The sequence below is a fragment of the Marivirga atlantica genome (assembly GCF_016734805.1).
GTDB classification, from domain to species: domain Bacteria; phylum Bacteroidota; class Bacteroidia; order Cytophagales; family Cyclobacteriaceae; genus Marivirga; species Marivirga atlantica.
The window spans coordinates 945,584-960,472 of record NZ_JAERQG010000002.1 but is presented as its reverse complement, the minus strand read 5'-3'; the positions used below and the strand labels follow the sequence as shown (position 1 = coordinate 960,472).

At 38.0% G+C, this 14,889-nt stretch carries 8 protein-coding genes; 4 read left to right on the top strand and 4 right to left on the bottom strand.

The features are described 5' to 3' along the window. Positions 1-162 precede the first annotated feature (162 nt). The 3 genes from JKP34_RS11210 to JKP34_RS11200 are packed head-to-tail and all read left to right on the top strand — an operon-like array spanning position 163 to position 2,636. Positions 163-1,149 carry a fatty acid desaturase family protein gene (locus tag JKP34_RS11210; protein WP_236664967.1) on the top strand — a complete coding sequence of 329 codons (987 nt, stop codon included), beginning with the start codon at positions 163-165 and terminating at the stop codon, positions 1,147-1,149. Between the two features lie 31 nt (positions 1,150-1,180). Further along, on the top strand, positions 1,181-2,395 hold the full coding sequence (locus tag JKP34_RS11205) for a DEAD/DEAH box helicase (RefSeq protein WP_201921160.1): 1,215 nt from the start codon (positions 1,181-1,183) through the stop codon (positions 2,393-2,395). Between the two features lie 46 nt (positions 2,396-2,441). Continuing rightward, positions 2,442-2,636: a cold-shock protein gene (locus JKP34_RS11200; RefSeq protein ID WP_201921158.1), complete on the top strand. Its 195-nt coding sequence runs from the start codon at positions 2,442-2,444 to the stop codon at positions 2,634-2,636. A gap of 67 nt (positions 2,637-2,703) precedes the next feature. On the opposite strand, the gene pbpC is transcribed toward JKP34_RS11200, so the two are convergent. Continuing rightward, positions 2,704-4,953 (bottom strand): penicillin-binding protein 1C, encoded by a 2,250-nt coding sequence (gene pbpC, locus JKP34_RS11195; RefSeq protein ID WP_201921155.1) that lies wholly within the window; start codon positions 4,951-4,953, stop codon positions 2,704-2,706. 82 nt (positions 4,954-5,035) lie between these two features. Continuing rightward, a complete protein-coding gene (locus tag JKP34_RS11190; RefSeq protein ID WP_201921152.1) occupies positions 5,036-10,561 on the bottom strand; it encodes an Ig-like domain-containing alpha-2-macroglobulin family protein in 5,526 nt (1,841 codons plus the stop codon). A 320-nt stretch (positions 10,562-10,881) separates the two neighbouring features. On the opposite strand from JKP34_RS11190, the gene JKP34_RS11185 reads away from it, so the two are divergent. Beyond that, on the top strand, positions 10,882-11,223 hold the full coding sequence (locus tag JKP34_RS11185; RefSeq protein ID WP_201921149.1) for a phage holin family protein: 342 nt from the start codon (positions 10,882-10,884) through the stop codon (positions 11,221-11,223). A gap of 127 nt (positions 11,224-11,350) precedes the next feature. Here the strand turns inward: JKP34_RS11185 and JKP34_RS11180 are convergent, their stop codons facing one another. Then, on the bottom strand, positions 11,351-13,393 hold the full coding sequence (locus JKP34_RS11180; protein WP_201921146.1) for a carboxy terminal-processing peptidase: 2,043 nt from the start codon (positions 13,391-13,393) through the stop codon (positions 11,351-11,353). Positions 13,394-13,493: 100 nt separating this feature from the next. Beyond that, complete coding sequence (locus JKP34_RS11175; RefSeq protein WP_201921143.1) at positions 13,494-14,828, bottom strand: serine hydrolase domain-containing protein; 1,335 nt, start codon at positions 14,826-14,828, stop codon at positions 13,494-13,496. Positions 14,829-14,889: the final 61 nt, after the last annotated feature.

Below are 14,889 nucleotides of genomic sequence, written 5' to 3'. Positions count from 1 at the left end.
CCGGATATGCTTCTCACAAGCGAAATTTGAATATTATAAGCACTTATTATTAAGAAAATTAATTTTAACGCGGAAATCGACAACGAATTCCAGTCCACATTAAGACAACGCGTAAACGCCCATTTTAAAAACAACAACATTACCCGTTTCGGTGAAACACCAATGCTTTATAAAAGCATTTTTATGGTGAGCCTGTTCTTCGGTCCCCTATTGGCACTATGTATTTTTCAAGTTTCCAGTCCTTACCTATTATTTGCACTTTATATTATAAGTGGTTTTGGTATGGCCGGTATTGGCATGGGTATTATGCATGATGCCTTGCATGGTTCCTTCACTAAAAATAAGCAGCTTAACAAGCTGATGGGCTATTCCATTAATTTAATTGGCGCAAGTGCTTCTATCTGGAAAATTCAACACAACGTATTACATCATACTTATACCAATGTGCCTGAAGCCGATGACGACATTAATGTACCGGGCGTACTGAGGTTCTCCCCTAACAGCAAACATCGTTGGTTTCATCAATTTCAGCATGTATATGTATGGCCTTTTTACTGTCTGGTAACCATCATATGGACTACCGTAAAGGATTTCAGCAAGATCTCACGCTATTACAATATGGGCTTTCTGAACAAGAAAAATGAAGTACGAAATGAAATTTTGAAAACCATTCTCTGGAAAATTATCTTCTTTTCATATACACTCGTTTTACCAGCGCTTTTTATACCACAATCATTTTGGCTGATTTTGCTAGCACATCTGTGTATGCAATTTATTACAGGCTTATGCTTGAGTATCATTTTTCAAATAGCACATGTAATGCCTTCTTCTGAATTTCCTGTTCCTGATGAGGCTGGACTTTTAGAGAACAACTGGTCATTACATCAACTAAGTACAACAACAAATTTTTCTCCCAAAAACAGGTGGTTTTCCTGGCTGATTGGCGGGCTTAATTATCAGATAGAACATCATCTATTGCCAAATATTTCACACGTGCACTATCGTGATTTATCAGTAATAGTAAAGCAGACCGCTGAAGAGTTTGGCCTGCCCTATCACACCAGGAAAGATTTTTTAACAGCCATAGCGGATCATACAAGAATGCTCCGTGACTTAGGCAAAAAGGAAATGGTAACAGCAGTAGCTTAAGCCGGAGTACTTATTAATTAAAGCAATAAGAATGCAAGTTATAAATAGAAGAAAATCGAACAACAAACCAGCCAATGCTGCTGGCAGATACCGTTCAAATAAGCCAAATAATGGCAATAAGAAGAATAAAAGGGTTTCTACTTTAGACCCTAAGCAATTGATTAATAAATCTGTTCAACTTACTGAAGAACAGGATTTTATACCGAATCAATCATACGAGCAATTACCGATAAATATTAACCTGAAAGCTAATTTGCTAAAGAAAGGTTTTGTATTTCCTACGCAAATTCAGGAAGAAACTTTGGCTCATTTAAAAGCCGGAAAAGATTTAATAGGTATTGCGAATACTGGTACCGGTAAAACCGGAGCTTTTTTAATACCGATGATTGACCGTTTACTTGAGCAGCCTAAGTCGTTTAAAACTTTAGTGGTAGTACCTACAAGGGAATTAGCCGTTCAGGTGGAACAAGAGTTTTTAGCCCTTGCTGATGGACTTAATATACATTCTGCATGCTTTATTGGTGGTACCAATGTGCAGAAGGACGTAGCGCAGTTGAGAAGAAGAAAGGATTTAATAATCGGTACACCAGGTAGGTTAATTGATTTGGCCAACAGAGGAGATCTTCAGCTAGCTGATATCTCTAACCTGATACTAGATGAGTTCGATCGAATGTTGGATATGGGTTTCAAAAGAGACATCAAAAAGATGGTCGATCTGATGCCACAGCGTAAGCAAACTATCCTATTTTCTGCTACTGTAGATAACAGTCAGAAAAGCTTGATTGACAGCATGTTAAAAAATCCTGTAGAAGTAAAAGTTAATGCCGGAACTTCCGCCAGTGAGCGTGTAGAGCAAGATATTATCAGAGTACCTCAGGGAGCTGATAAATTTAAATTGCTTACTGACATGATGTATGATGCAGACTTTGAAAAAGTACTTATCTTTACGGAAACTAAAAGACAAGCTGATAAGTTAAGTAAGCAGCTCAACAATGTAGATATATCAGCCGATCAGATTCACGGAAATAAATCACAGAATTATAGAAACCGCGCTTTAGACAAGTTTAAAGCTGGCAAAGTAAGAGTTTTGGTTGCTACAGATGTAGCTGCCAGAGGTATTGATGTTTCAAACATCAGTCATGTAATCAATTATCAATTACCATTAAGTTTTGATAGTTATGTTCACCGTATCGGTAGAACCGGAAGAGCGGGTAAATTAGGTAAGGCTTTCACCTTTGTAGATTAAGCAAAGCCCATTTAAAAAGTAAATAATTAATACAAACAATAATATAATGAAAGAAGGAGTAGTAAAATTCTTTAATAACACCAAAGGTTTTGGTTTTATTAAGCCGTCAGATTCAAGTGAAGATGTATTTGTTCACGAAACTGGTCTTATTGACGAAATTCAAGAAAATGACAAAGTTCAATTCGAAGTTGAGCAAGGAAGAAAAGGTCTTAATGCCGTTAACGTTGAAGTTATCGACTAATTAATAGCTTTTATAAAAAGGTAAGGGGAATGCATTGATTTGTATTCCCTTTTTTTATGCCTATGTTTTATCGCTTAATCACATTAAATGCAACACTCAGATAATTACCTGATTCATCCACCACGTACATTTCATGGCTTCCAATACTCGATTGTATAGCTATTTGATGTGTTTCCTCAGTTTGGCCAACATAATCACCATCAACATACCAGAATACTTTGGCCGCTTTATTCTGATGGGCTAATTCAAAAATAGCGCTACCCTCCTTCCCATCTAATTCTCTTGGGATGAATATATTGGTAAAGTTTCTTGGGTAGATCATTTCCATCGGCTGTGAGGCTGATTGGCAGTCAGGCAACCATTTAGGTATTTCTTTGAAGTTGGCATGATGTGGCTTGTAGAAATAAGCCACAGCGGGCGGTAACACTAAATAGGATCGCTCTTTTGCTTTGTACATCGGATAGCAAGAAGCGTTTACCCTATACTGCTCACTTTCATTGAGGAATAGCCTTTCATGATAAGGACAAGTCTTTAGTAGCTTTTTGCTATTATTGATGTAGGCATAGTTTATTGCTTCACAGGCTTGAGTAGCAAGGTAACCACTCTCAGCGCACAACTTGGTTGACTTAAGAGCCTTTAAAGGCATATGAAAGTCTTGCGCGCCATCATCAGCAACCAAATCCATTAACTGAAATAATAAAGGAGCTGCAGTTCTCACACCCACTAAGCCAGGACGACCTTCTCCATCTGCATTACCTGTCCAAACCACCGCCAAATAGCGCTGGTTGATACCTACTGCCCAGGCATCTCTAAAACCGAAACTAGTACCGGTTTTCCAGGCTATTTCCTGAGAGGAAGTAAAGCGCTCCCAACCAAATTCTTCACCCGGTCGCTGAAGCTCTTTCATGGCCTGCAGTGTTAACCATGAAGCACCACTTGAAATGTTTAACTCACTGGACTTAAGTTTCTGATTTATTGATAGTTGAACATCTTCATTGATAGTGTTTTCTGAAGCACCTCTGGCTATTTGCATATACATATAAGCTATTTCCCAAGGACTTATTTCAGCTCCTCCTAGTATCAAACTCAGACCGTAATGAGAGGGATCATTCTTTAAATTCTCGAAGCCCATGCTCTTCAGGCGATCGTAAAAAGGTGCTACACCAAAATCTCTCAATAAGTTTACAAATGGAATATTTAAAGAACGCGCCAGCGCATCATCAGCTTTTACCGCACCATAATATTGATGGTCAAAATTCTTGGGGCTAAAACCTTCATAAAAGATAGGGATATCGGTCAACAATTGCTTGGGACTAATGAGCCCTTCATTCAAAGCATTTGCATACAAAATAGGTTTTAGCAGACTTCCCGGGCTTCTAACCGAACGAATGATGTCTACATCCTCTCCATGCGAAGCTCCTGAATTAGCATTCCCTATATAGGCTTTTACTTCCTGCTTCTGCCAGTCAACAATCAGTGCTGCAGCATTGTGGATTTGATTGGCCTTGAGTTTCTGCACATACTGATTTAGCAGGTCTCCTGCCCTATTTTGCAATCGCTCATTAATCGTTGAATGATGAATCTTACCACTTGCATGCTGATGTCTGTTGTACAACAGATGCTGTGTCTGTTTCGGAAAACTAATCTGCTCTTCAGGAATATCTTCAATTATAGCCAATTGATAGCTAGTTGAATCAATGATTGCTTCGGCTAACAGCTTTGATAATAAACGGTTTCGTTTTTCAATAAGCTGATCGTTATTGCTGCCGGGAAATAACATTGCAGGTTGATTAGGCAGAACGGCCAATAAGGCTGCCTCAGCCCATGACAAGGCATGTGGTGCTCTACCGAAATAGCGATAACTGGCAGCCTGTATCCCTTCTATGTTGCTTCCGAAGGGTGCATAAGTGGTGTAAAGTTTAAGAATTTCTTCTTTGCTTAATTGAGCTTCCAACCTCAAAGCCATTACCATCTCTTTGAGTTTCTGAATGATGGTTCTAGGCTGATTGTCATAAGCCATACGTGCTAACTGCATGCTCAAGCTGCTTCCACCTCTAACCACCTTTCCGGCTTTTATATTGGCCCAAAATGCTTTTGCTAAAGCTATCGGATTGATACCAGGATGCTGATAAAAATAGGCATCCTCAAAAGTGATAAGAGCTTTTTTGTATCTATAAGGTAAACTATCAACTTCAGGAAACCGCCATTGCTCATCTGCAGCTAAAACAGCTCCCAACAATTGACCATCTTCCGCAAGTAAAACTGTGGATAATGGCCGATTGACAATACGTTTTGGTAAAGGCCAGAATAGAAGCATTATAGCAGTAATTAAGATACTTACTGCTATAATGCTGTATTTGTGTTTCAGAAGTAGTTTCAAGAACGAAAGCTACTAAAAATCACTTCACTACATTCACCCATTTACCTCTTACTGAGGCAAATATGCTTTTATCATACATGGCTTCTGCCTGTACAGCTGGTAGGTAATATTTCCCTTGATAGGCGGCATTCAGATTCACCTCAAACCTTTTACTTTTACCAACATTCAGATCGAAATATGTAAGTACCCTATCATCTCTGATGTCTTTATAAGTTGCGCCATCTTTGCTTTCACTTCCTCCCGTTATGCGGCTATTCAATATTTCCCAACCTGAAGGGAATATTTGGGTGAGTGCCAGTTGCTCCAAATTGCCTCTACTGCCAGGGTTTGAAACTGTTACAATTGCTTTGAAGTCTGTTCCTTGCGTAATGTTTTCCACATTCATTTCATTGTCATTCGCATCATAGTATTTCACATCAATTTTAAGGTGACTATCATCTGGAAGCTCCACTCCTTCCAAAGGAATACCCTGACGGATCAAGCGTGCATAGATAGGTGCATCTATCTTGTTTGTGATGCTCAAATCCGCACCAGCATCTGGCTGCTCAATCAAATATTGCGTGAAATAACCATTGGTTTGCATTAAATGATCTTCTCCATCAATGCTTAAATTGGCCTGCAGGCTAGCACTGGAAGGGAAATCTTCCGTGTAGGCAGCTACAGCAATAAGACAATAGGCTGTAGTTTGTGTACTTAACCACTGATCGGCATCACCTAGTTTCTCAGCTAATTGATTAAGCATTTCAAAGGCCTCTTTACGCTTACCAAGCTTTACCAAGGTTTCTAAAATAATGGCTTGATCTCTTACAGAAGAGCCAAAAGTACCTCCCAATTCTCTATAAGCTTCAATCGTTTTGGTGGCATTCTCTACCATCTTCAAGCCTACATCGGTATGACCTGCCTGAGCATAGGCATTAGCAAGCATCCATCTGGCCTGAACGCTTAAATCGTTTCTTTCGCGCATTCTGTTCATGGCCGACATAGCCGGAGAACCATGTAAGGCCAGAGAGAATAAACGATATGCCTGAACGAGATCCGACCTTCGATAGCCGGAAGATGAACCCGTCCATTCATTAGCCAAGCGCTTTTGAAAGGATACAAAGTTTTGAATCATGTCATTAGGAACTTGATAGCCCTTTTTCTTAGCCATTAAAAGAAAATGACCTGCGTAATTGGTACCCCATTCATTTGCTGTTAACATGCCCGGCCAATAAGCAAAGCCACCATCCGAAACCTGGAAATTACGCAATCGGTTAATAGCTGCGTTGATATTATTCTGAATTTCAAACTTTCTGGACGACTCAATTGGCAATAAATCAGGAAGAAACAGTTGTGCAAAAACCGATGAGGTAGTCTGCTCCACACATCCATGAGGATACCTGATAAGGTAGTCAGTTCGCTGCTCTAAGTTAAGTGCTGGTAAGGTTGATAGTTCTACTGTAGCCTCATTAGTAGCAGTCATGCCTAGCGGTTTATAAGCTAAGTTCCAGCTTTTTCCTTTTTCCAGCAGTTGATCTTCCATAGCCAGCATCATTGGATTGGAAGGTCTTACCTGCATGGCTACATCATAAACAGCTTGATGCTTTCCTGAAGTAGCCTTAATTTGAACTTTACCATTGCCCAAGGCATTAACTGCTTCAATAGGGAAATAAACGATGGTTTCGGCATTGCTATTTAGGCTTACTGTTTTGGATTTTGTACCCACCGCAGTAAGCTGACCTGTAGTATTGACTGTAATAGTTGCTTTTGTAATTGAAGGATCTCTTACAAATATGGTAACAGGCATTTGTGTAGTTTCTCCTGGTCCCATCACTCGAGGAAGTGTAGCTAACATCATTAGCGGTTGGTTTATGGCTAATGAAGCGTCTGCTGCTCCATATTGACCTGCTTCATTGGCCGCAATAAGCATCACTCTTAACTCTCCTCTATACTGAGGAATGGTAAATTGATGCTGCTTTTGTTTGCCAGCCTCTACATAATAAGGCCCCATAAAGCCTACCACAGGCTTAAACCTGCTTTCACTCTTTTCTTCCAGCGGCCCGGCTTCATCACCACCTACTGCTAAGAGCTTGCCATACTTACCTGTAAAAGAACTCATTACGTCTTCAAATAAATCCCAGGTTTTTACACCTAAAGCTTCTCTCTCATAAAAATGATCCCAAGGCTGTGGTGTTTTGTAGTTGGTTAATCCCAGCAAACCTTCATCTACCAAGGCAACCGTGTAGGCCATTGGCTGATTGTTCTTTTCACTCACTTCAAATTGAATAGTCTCTCCAGGTTGGGCATTCTTGGCAATCTTTAGTTCAGGTAAAAGCTTGGTTCCTGCATCTTCTACCATAATGTTTCTTACGCCATAAAGTCTTATAGGCAAGTCATTATAAAGCTGTTCATGTGGTTGAATAACAGCTACATGAACGTAAACATTTGGAGTCATTTCTTCGGTAAGCTCAAACTCAAAAACAGTTTGCTCATCTTCTAAAGGAATATAGTGTTCCTGAATAACAGCCTTACCCGTTTCCAGTGAAATGTAGGCATGTCCTTCTTTGCCACCAGGAATAATTACTTGAACCTTTTCACCTGTTTTTCCTTTGTCAGCACTTAAGTTGAAGTTTAACAAATCTGCTCCGCCCATTGACTTAGCCATGGTACCATACCAATCTGATCTTCTGAAATAAGCTACCTGACCACTTGTATGACCAGATTCTTTGTCCTTTACTCTGATGTAATACCTGCCCCATTCATTATTATTAATGTTGAGTGTTTTACTGGCTTTACCATCCTGATCTGTGGAAACAGAATAAGTTGATACAGGCTTATTGTAGCTTCTGCTGACATAATTGCTCACATTGTCATTACCGTAATCCCACCACCAGCGCCAGTTTAACTTATAAAGCTCAATTTTTATATTTTTATTAGCCAGCGGTTCACCTTCCTGATTTACTGCGGCAAACTGAATGGTATTATCCTTTGAAGTATACATAAGTGGTACACGGCTATTCTCCTCAGTTGATGGTACATTAATACCTACATAACTCTTATAGGGAGAATACCTGACAGCAGCACTACCTATGCTGAAATCACCACCTTCTTCGAAAACTTTTCCACTTAATCGAAGATTCAACATACCAGGTGCTTGCTCTGTGTTTTCCACCTTTATTGGAAAACGCGCATTGCCCTGATTATCTATTTTACTATCAAAAATAACTTTCTTGGCGCTGTAAAAATCTTTGGCCTGGTCATCAAATTCATAAGCTAAGAAGTTATCGAACTTCGTGTTGGCTTCTGAAACACTCATTTCAAACTTAGCATCCAAGTTTCTTGCTGTAGCACCATGTAACCAACGTACAGCCAAATCAGCATAATTTCCTTCACCTCTCTTCAGGATTTCATCATCAAATGTTAAATCTATTTTGAGACGATTCGGCTTAACTGTCTCAATCTTAAGGTTTTTAGTGAAGGTAGCACCACCAGCATGCACCCTGCATAACCAGTTGCCTGTAGGTGATTCTTTATCTGTATGAGGCTCAAAATAATAGATAGGACCTTTCTTTTGCTGCGGCTTAATAGTAGCAAAAAGTTGGCCTTGAGGGGTCAGTAACTCCATGAACACAGGAGTGCCCTGGGCAATCTTCTTAAATTGATCTTCCAGTACAAAGTTAAGATGTAAAGTATCTCCTGGTCTCCAAACGCCTCTTTCGCCATAAACAAATCCTTTAAGTCCCTCTTTGGCAGCTGCACCAGCCACATCAAAATTACTCAATGATAAAGCATCTCCATCCTGAAGTTTTAAGTAGGCCTTTTGACCATCCTTTTCAGCTACAGCCAGAAACGGGGTTCTAAACATATCAAGTTGAACCAAACCATTTTTATCAGATTTACCTTCGTTGATTAATTGATTTTGATAATCGAAAACCTGAATATTAGCATCAGTTAATGGCTTTGAATCAACAAGATCAGTGGTAAGCATGTGTATTTTTTGGTTTTCAGCCAATTTAGCCGTCAATCCGATATCGGATGCAAAAAGAATTTGTTCAACACCTCTTCCCTGCCTGTAATACATACTGTGACACGGATTCTCTCGTTGGCTCCAATCGTAATCGTAGTAGTAATAATCGTTGTAGGTATCGTCCCAATCAAGAGTTCTTGGGTCTTCCGATATTTCTTCAATTTGCTCATCAGCATCCATTCCCTGACAGTTATAAACCGCCATGTCCATATTGAAGTCAACATCTACCTGGTAAATAGCACCAGGCTCAGCTCTAAAAATGTCATTAAGATCAAGTGAGATATTGCTCCATGAATAATAATCAGTAATTCCTGCTTTAATCAAAGGAATTATCTTTTTCACGATTGGTCTTCCCACTCTTCTGAGGTTATAATCGCCTCCTAAATTGTTATTTTGTAAATACTGATGGATGTTATTAGGGAATATTCTAACTACTGTTACTTCAAGGGCCTTTACACCTACTACCTGAAGTGGTAGCACCAATTTATTACTGGAGGGAATGATATAGCCATCTCCGGCTACTGATTTCACCTGCGGTTTATAAGTAGACACCTGTAGCTCAAATGAAGCAGCTTTGTCCAATCCGAGCCCTCTTCTGTTTTTTAGGTTAGTCAAAACGTTAAGATTAAGCTTACCACTGAAATCTTTACCTAGTGCATAAATTTTAAGGGTATTTTGGTCTACAGTAGTCCTGATATTATAACCTTTCACCTGCAAGCCATCCTCTAATACCTGGTTAGGATTAATAGGATCAGAAAAGACCACACTGATATAAGGTGCTCCTTCGCGCTCAACTTGAGCTGAAAGTACTTTAAAACTATCCTTAGAAGGGATTTCAAGTACTGTATTTCCTTCATCATTGATTTTTAGTGGTTCTCCATTCCAACTTACATTTAACTCACTATCATCTTTTTGTCTCTTTATTCCTTTGATAAAAAAAGTGTGGGTTTTCTGTTTAGGACCATGCTCATAGCTAATTTCTAAAGATTCTCCTTTGAAATTGGCCGCTAACATTTTTTCAACGGCATCATTATCTACCCAATCAGAAGTCTTAATACTTCCCTTATATTGAACGATGGTGTAATCTTCATCATTTGCATTCAATAGCTTATCAAATTCTACGGCATAACTTAAAGGAATAGTTTGAATAGGGAAGGTAAATTCCTTCGGGAATTCATCGTCTAACTCAAACAGCTGAGACAAGTGAATAGTAACCTGATAGGTTTTACCACTTTCCAGGTGTTCTTCAGGTTCAAGCATCAATACAGACTTAGATTGCCAGTTGGCTTTAACCTTTACCTTAGGACTTATGTTAAACAACTTTGCTGATGCCTCACTACCAGCTTCAATCCCTGCAACATCATTATTAAAAGTGATAATTATGGGATCAGTTTTAGAGATAATCCCTGAGCTTACGCTATTCAAGTATTCCGCAAACTGTCCAAGATTTGAGGGCTGTTCACTGTTATTTGGCTCATTTTTAGAACAAGCTGATAATAGAATAATTAAAGCGAATGGATAAAGCAGTTTTTTAAACATGGCTGTGGTTTGGTTAAGCTAGAGCTAAGTTATAAACTTAATAGGATAAATTTAATTGAGGGTTTTTAAATATATTAATAAAATCAGAAGACTATCCATACACCTTACTCAATAATTAGAAGTATTGTATAAATAATTGGTAAACTGACATTTATCATTCCTCAAAACATACAGAGCGTTAAGAAAAAGGAGATATTAGAACCTATAATTAAAAAGTCAGGATATACATAGGTTATAATTTATGTTATGAGAATAAGCTTTTGTTGATTGTAGTAAAAACAATAAGCTCTTAATTCTGTATATTCATAAAAAACAAAACTATGGATTTAACAGAATTTATTATCCGGCTTATTCTTTCAGCTATCGCTGTTTTTGTAACAGCTAAAATATTAAGTGGCGTAAAAGTTTCAAGCTTTGGTCAGTCTATCTTAGTCGCGATTCTTCTGGGTATAGTAAATGCAGTAGTAAAGCCAGTGCTCGTTTTTCTAACCATACCTATTACTATTATAACACTTGGCTTATTCCTGCTAGTTATAAATGCGCTAATGATTATGCTGGTTGATAAGCTCTTAAAAGGATTCGCTGTTAAGAGCTTCTGGTGGGCCTTTTTCTTCAGTATTATATTATCCATTCTAAATGGATTTCTTCAGTGGCTATATTGAGTATTTAGCGATTATAATCTTATAATCAACTATTGAACAGCTCGTTATTAATTAAAAAAAGTCTCAAGCACATAGTGCATGAGACTTTATATTTTAACAGGATTACTGCTATTAATATGTTTTAATTTTAGCCTATTCCCATAGCTATCAAATCAGCCAATACTACAATTGATTCTCTCAAATAAGGATCTGAAATTTCTGAATCAGAATTGATTTTTTTATCCTCTCCATCACTCTCCTTCAAGGACTCATTCATCGCACGCTCTTCATTATGTTTCTTCAATGCTTCATCATTCTCTTTCTTTCTTTGCTCATAATTGAGACTCAAGATATGTTTTTGCTGATTCACCAATGATTCCTCAACATCCTGCGCCAGATTTTTGAGATAAGGGGCCTCAGCTAAACGTTCTTCATGCTTGGCTTTTAACTTAGACCTTATATCATCTGTTATAAAATTAGTTTGCTGATAATCAGTGCCATCAATCTCATCCCATTCTAATGCTCTTTCATAAGAACTCTCTCCAAAATTCTCAGCCTCAAAAGGAGAAGGAAGTTTTACATCAGGTGTAACACCTTTATGCTGCGTGCTGCTACCATTTACTCTGTAGTATTTAGCTAAAGTTAGTTTTACCTGTCCGAGCTTATCTTCAACTTTTGGAACAAATTGGTTTAGAGAAATAAGGTTTTGTACTGTACCTTTTCCGAAGGTAGTTTCACCTACCAATACTCCCCTATTATAATCTTTCATAGCTCCAGAGAAGATTTCAGAAGCTGATGCACTAAATCTGTTCGTTAAAATGGTCATTGGTCCATTATAAACCATAGCAGGATCTTTGTCTTCCCCAACTTCTACTGTACCATCAGTATTTCTAATTTGTACCACAGGACCCTTTTCAATAAATAAACCACTTAAGTCAATGGCCTCTTGCAATGATCCTCCGCCATTACTTCTTAAATCTATAACAATACCATCTATGTTCTGAGATTCAAAGTCAGACAAGATTTTCTGCACATCGTTGGTTGTACTTCCATACTCTTCTCCATTTTGATATGCTTCAAACTCCAAATAAAATGATGGAATTGTTATGATGCCAACATTGTATTTTATTCCATCTCTGTATACTTCTCTCACTTCACCGATAGGAACTTGATTATCCAACTTAATTTTATCTCTTACTATAGTTATTTCTTCTGCAATACTGGTTGTTGGAGACTTACCGGCTTTCACGATTTTTAATCTTACAATTGTTCCCTTAGGCCCTCTTATTAACTGAACAACATCATCTAATCTCCAACCAATTACATTTACAAATTCACCTTTTACGCCTTGGGCTACAGCCAGTATTTTATCATCCGTGTTAATAAGTTTGGATTCAAACGCAGGTCCTCCAGGTACTACCGAAGCTACTCTTGTATAATCATTTTGAGTTGTTAAGGTAGCTCCAATACCTTCAAGTGATTGGCTCATTCTAATTTGAAAGTTCTCAGATGTAATAGGCGAGAAATAATTAGTATGTGGATCAAAGCTTTCGGCAAATGTATTCATATATAGCTGAAAAACATCTCTACCTTCATACTCTGATATAGTATTAGTTAGTCTTTCATATCGTTCTATTAACTCTGATGCTATGGCTGTATCTGCTTCTCCATCCAATTTTAACTCTAAGGCTTGGCTTTTAATCACTTTCCTCCATCTTTCATTCAAGGCTTCTTCATTAGCTGCCCAATCCAAAGAATCGCTATCAATAACTATGTATTCGTCAGTGGTGTAATCAAAATTGAAATCCAATTCATTGGCTACAAATTCAATACGTTCTACAAATCGTTCGCGAAATGTATTGAAAATCTCATAAGCTGATAGTAAATAACCAAGTTTTATATGATCATCTAACCTGTCTTCAAAGCGGCTCAAATATTCAATATCCTCTTTTAAGAAATATTGCTTATTGGCATCCAGCGTTTTGATGTATGAATCAAAAATTATTTTGGACAATTGATCGTCAATTGCTGTCTTTTCATAGTGATATTGTGATAACAAACCCGCTACTAAGCGCGCTTCCATTGACTCTTCTTTGGTAGGTGAAAGTTTAGCTACTTCTTCTGTTTCAACCTGAGAGAAGGCATTGAAACCAAACAAAAAGACCAAACTGTATATCAAAAATTTCTTCATATTATATCTTTATTATGACTTGTCGACAATCCTTTCAAAAGGAATTTCTACCTAATAACGTAAAAAGCCCTTGCTTGTGTTCGTAAATTTTGATGAATGGTTATACCGCAAGTGGTAAGATACTTTTTTCGGGACGGTTTTGCCAAAGAAAATCATTAGGATTTTCTGTATCGAGTGATTTGATAGCTTTATCCATCATATATTTAATGTATTTATTAAATCGATGTCCCATCCAAACACTTGAATTTAAAATTACAGCATAAGTGAAGCCATTGCTTTTCCGGTAAAGAAAACATGAAGTACCAGACAGCGTTCCGGTTCGCCACCAATTATCTCCTCTTGTTCCTTTCCAACCATAGGCATCTAAATAGCTGTTACCTCCGGTCATTAGCTTTATACTCTCTTTATTTAGAATACCTCCATACTTATTAGTAGGGTCGATAAGAGAAGCAATCTTTACCAGTTGTGTGGCATTGGCTATCCATCCTCCGGCTGCTCCTAGTGTTTTTACATCGTTACCACCATACGGTTTTGGGCACTCTGGGTAATTACCATCAAATGAAGGATATTTATAGGCTGAAGGATAATCATAATAATGAACTTCAAAAGGCTTTCTATCCCACTCATAATTGCCTGCGATTCGCATACCCTTTATACCATTTGGCTCCAGTATATTCTCATTTATATAGTTTTCATACGTTTGCCCGGTCTTTTGTTCAATGATTTCACCCAATATCATATAGCCAAAATTTGAATAAGCATATTGAGTTCCTGGCCTATACCGCAGTCTCCTTTTTTGTAACACAAAATCTACGATGTCATGAGCAGTTGGCGGTCCAGATAATTCCATTATTCTTTTAATTCTTTCCGCCTGAAACATAAAGTCTCCATCTCTCCAACTCCAACCACCTCTATGATTAAGCAGATGACTAACCGTTATTTCTTGATGCTTTTTATCTTTGATTTCCGAATAGCTGGATAAAATACCTGATTTACCAAATACTTTTTCGTTTAGGTCTAGCTTTCCATCTTCTACCAACTTCATAATCCCAACAGCTGTAATAAGCTTTGAAGCACTGGCAATACGCATCATATGGTAGGTCTGTAATTCTTCCCCCGTAGTCTCATTTGCAAACCCATACCCCTTGGAGTAAATCAACTGGTTATCTTTCAGTACAGCTACAGAAGCTCCTTTGATAGACCACCTTTTCATAAACTTCTCAACCTGGCCATCGAACTCCGGATTTATATCAGCAGAATCCATTTTGGGAGCAGGACTAACTGGTTCTAAATCAAGAAAATCGAGTTGATTAAGAGAGCTTGCATCACCCTGTTGAATAAACGCAACCTCTGATGTTGTATAAAAAGCTGCTCCTAAAAAAGTGAGCGCTAAAACCGCAATAGTAATGTAAGTCTTCTTTAAATTAAATTGCAAAACCCTATTGTTGTTGTAATAATCAGCGCAAATAGTCTATATTTTGACTAATTCGCAAATT

Excerpts from the sequence above, each read along its gene's own strand:
- JKP34_RS11210 (WP_236664967.1), top strand. The coding sequence starts at position 163 with ATGCTTTATAAAAGCATTTTTATGGTGAGCCTGTTCTTCGGTCCCCTA.
- JKP34_RS11205 (WP_201921160.1), top strand. The coding sequence starts at position 1,181 with ATGCAAGTTATAAATAGAAGAAAATCGAACAACAAACCAGCCAATGCT.
- JKP34_RS11200 (WP_201921158.1), top strand. The coding sequence starts at position 2,442 with ATGAAAGAAGGAGTAGTAAAATTCTTTAATAACACCAAAGGTTTTGGT.
- pbpC (WP_201921155.1), bottom strand. The coding sequence starts at position 4,953 with ATGCTTCTATTCTGGCCTTTACCAAAACGTATTGTCAATCGGCCATTA.
- JKP34_RS11190 (WP_201921152.1), bottom strand. The coding sequence starts at position 10,561 with ATGTTTAAAAAACTGCTTTATCCATTCGCTTTAATTATTCTATTATCA.
- JKP34_RS11185 (WP_201921149.1), top strand. The coding sequence starts at position 10,882 with ATGGATTTAACAGAATTTATTATCCGGCTTATTCTTTCAGCTATCGCT.
- JKP34_RS11180 (WP_201921146.1), bottom strand. The coding sequence starts at position 13,393 with ATGAAGAAATTTTTGATATACAGTTTGGTCTTTTTGTTTGGTTTCAAT.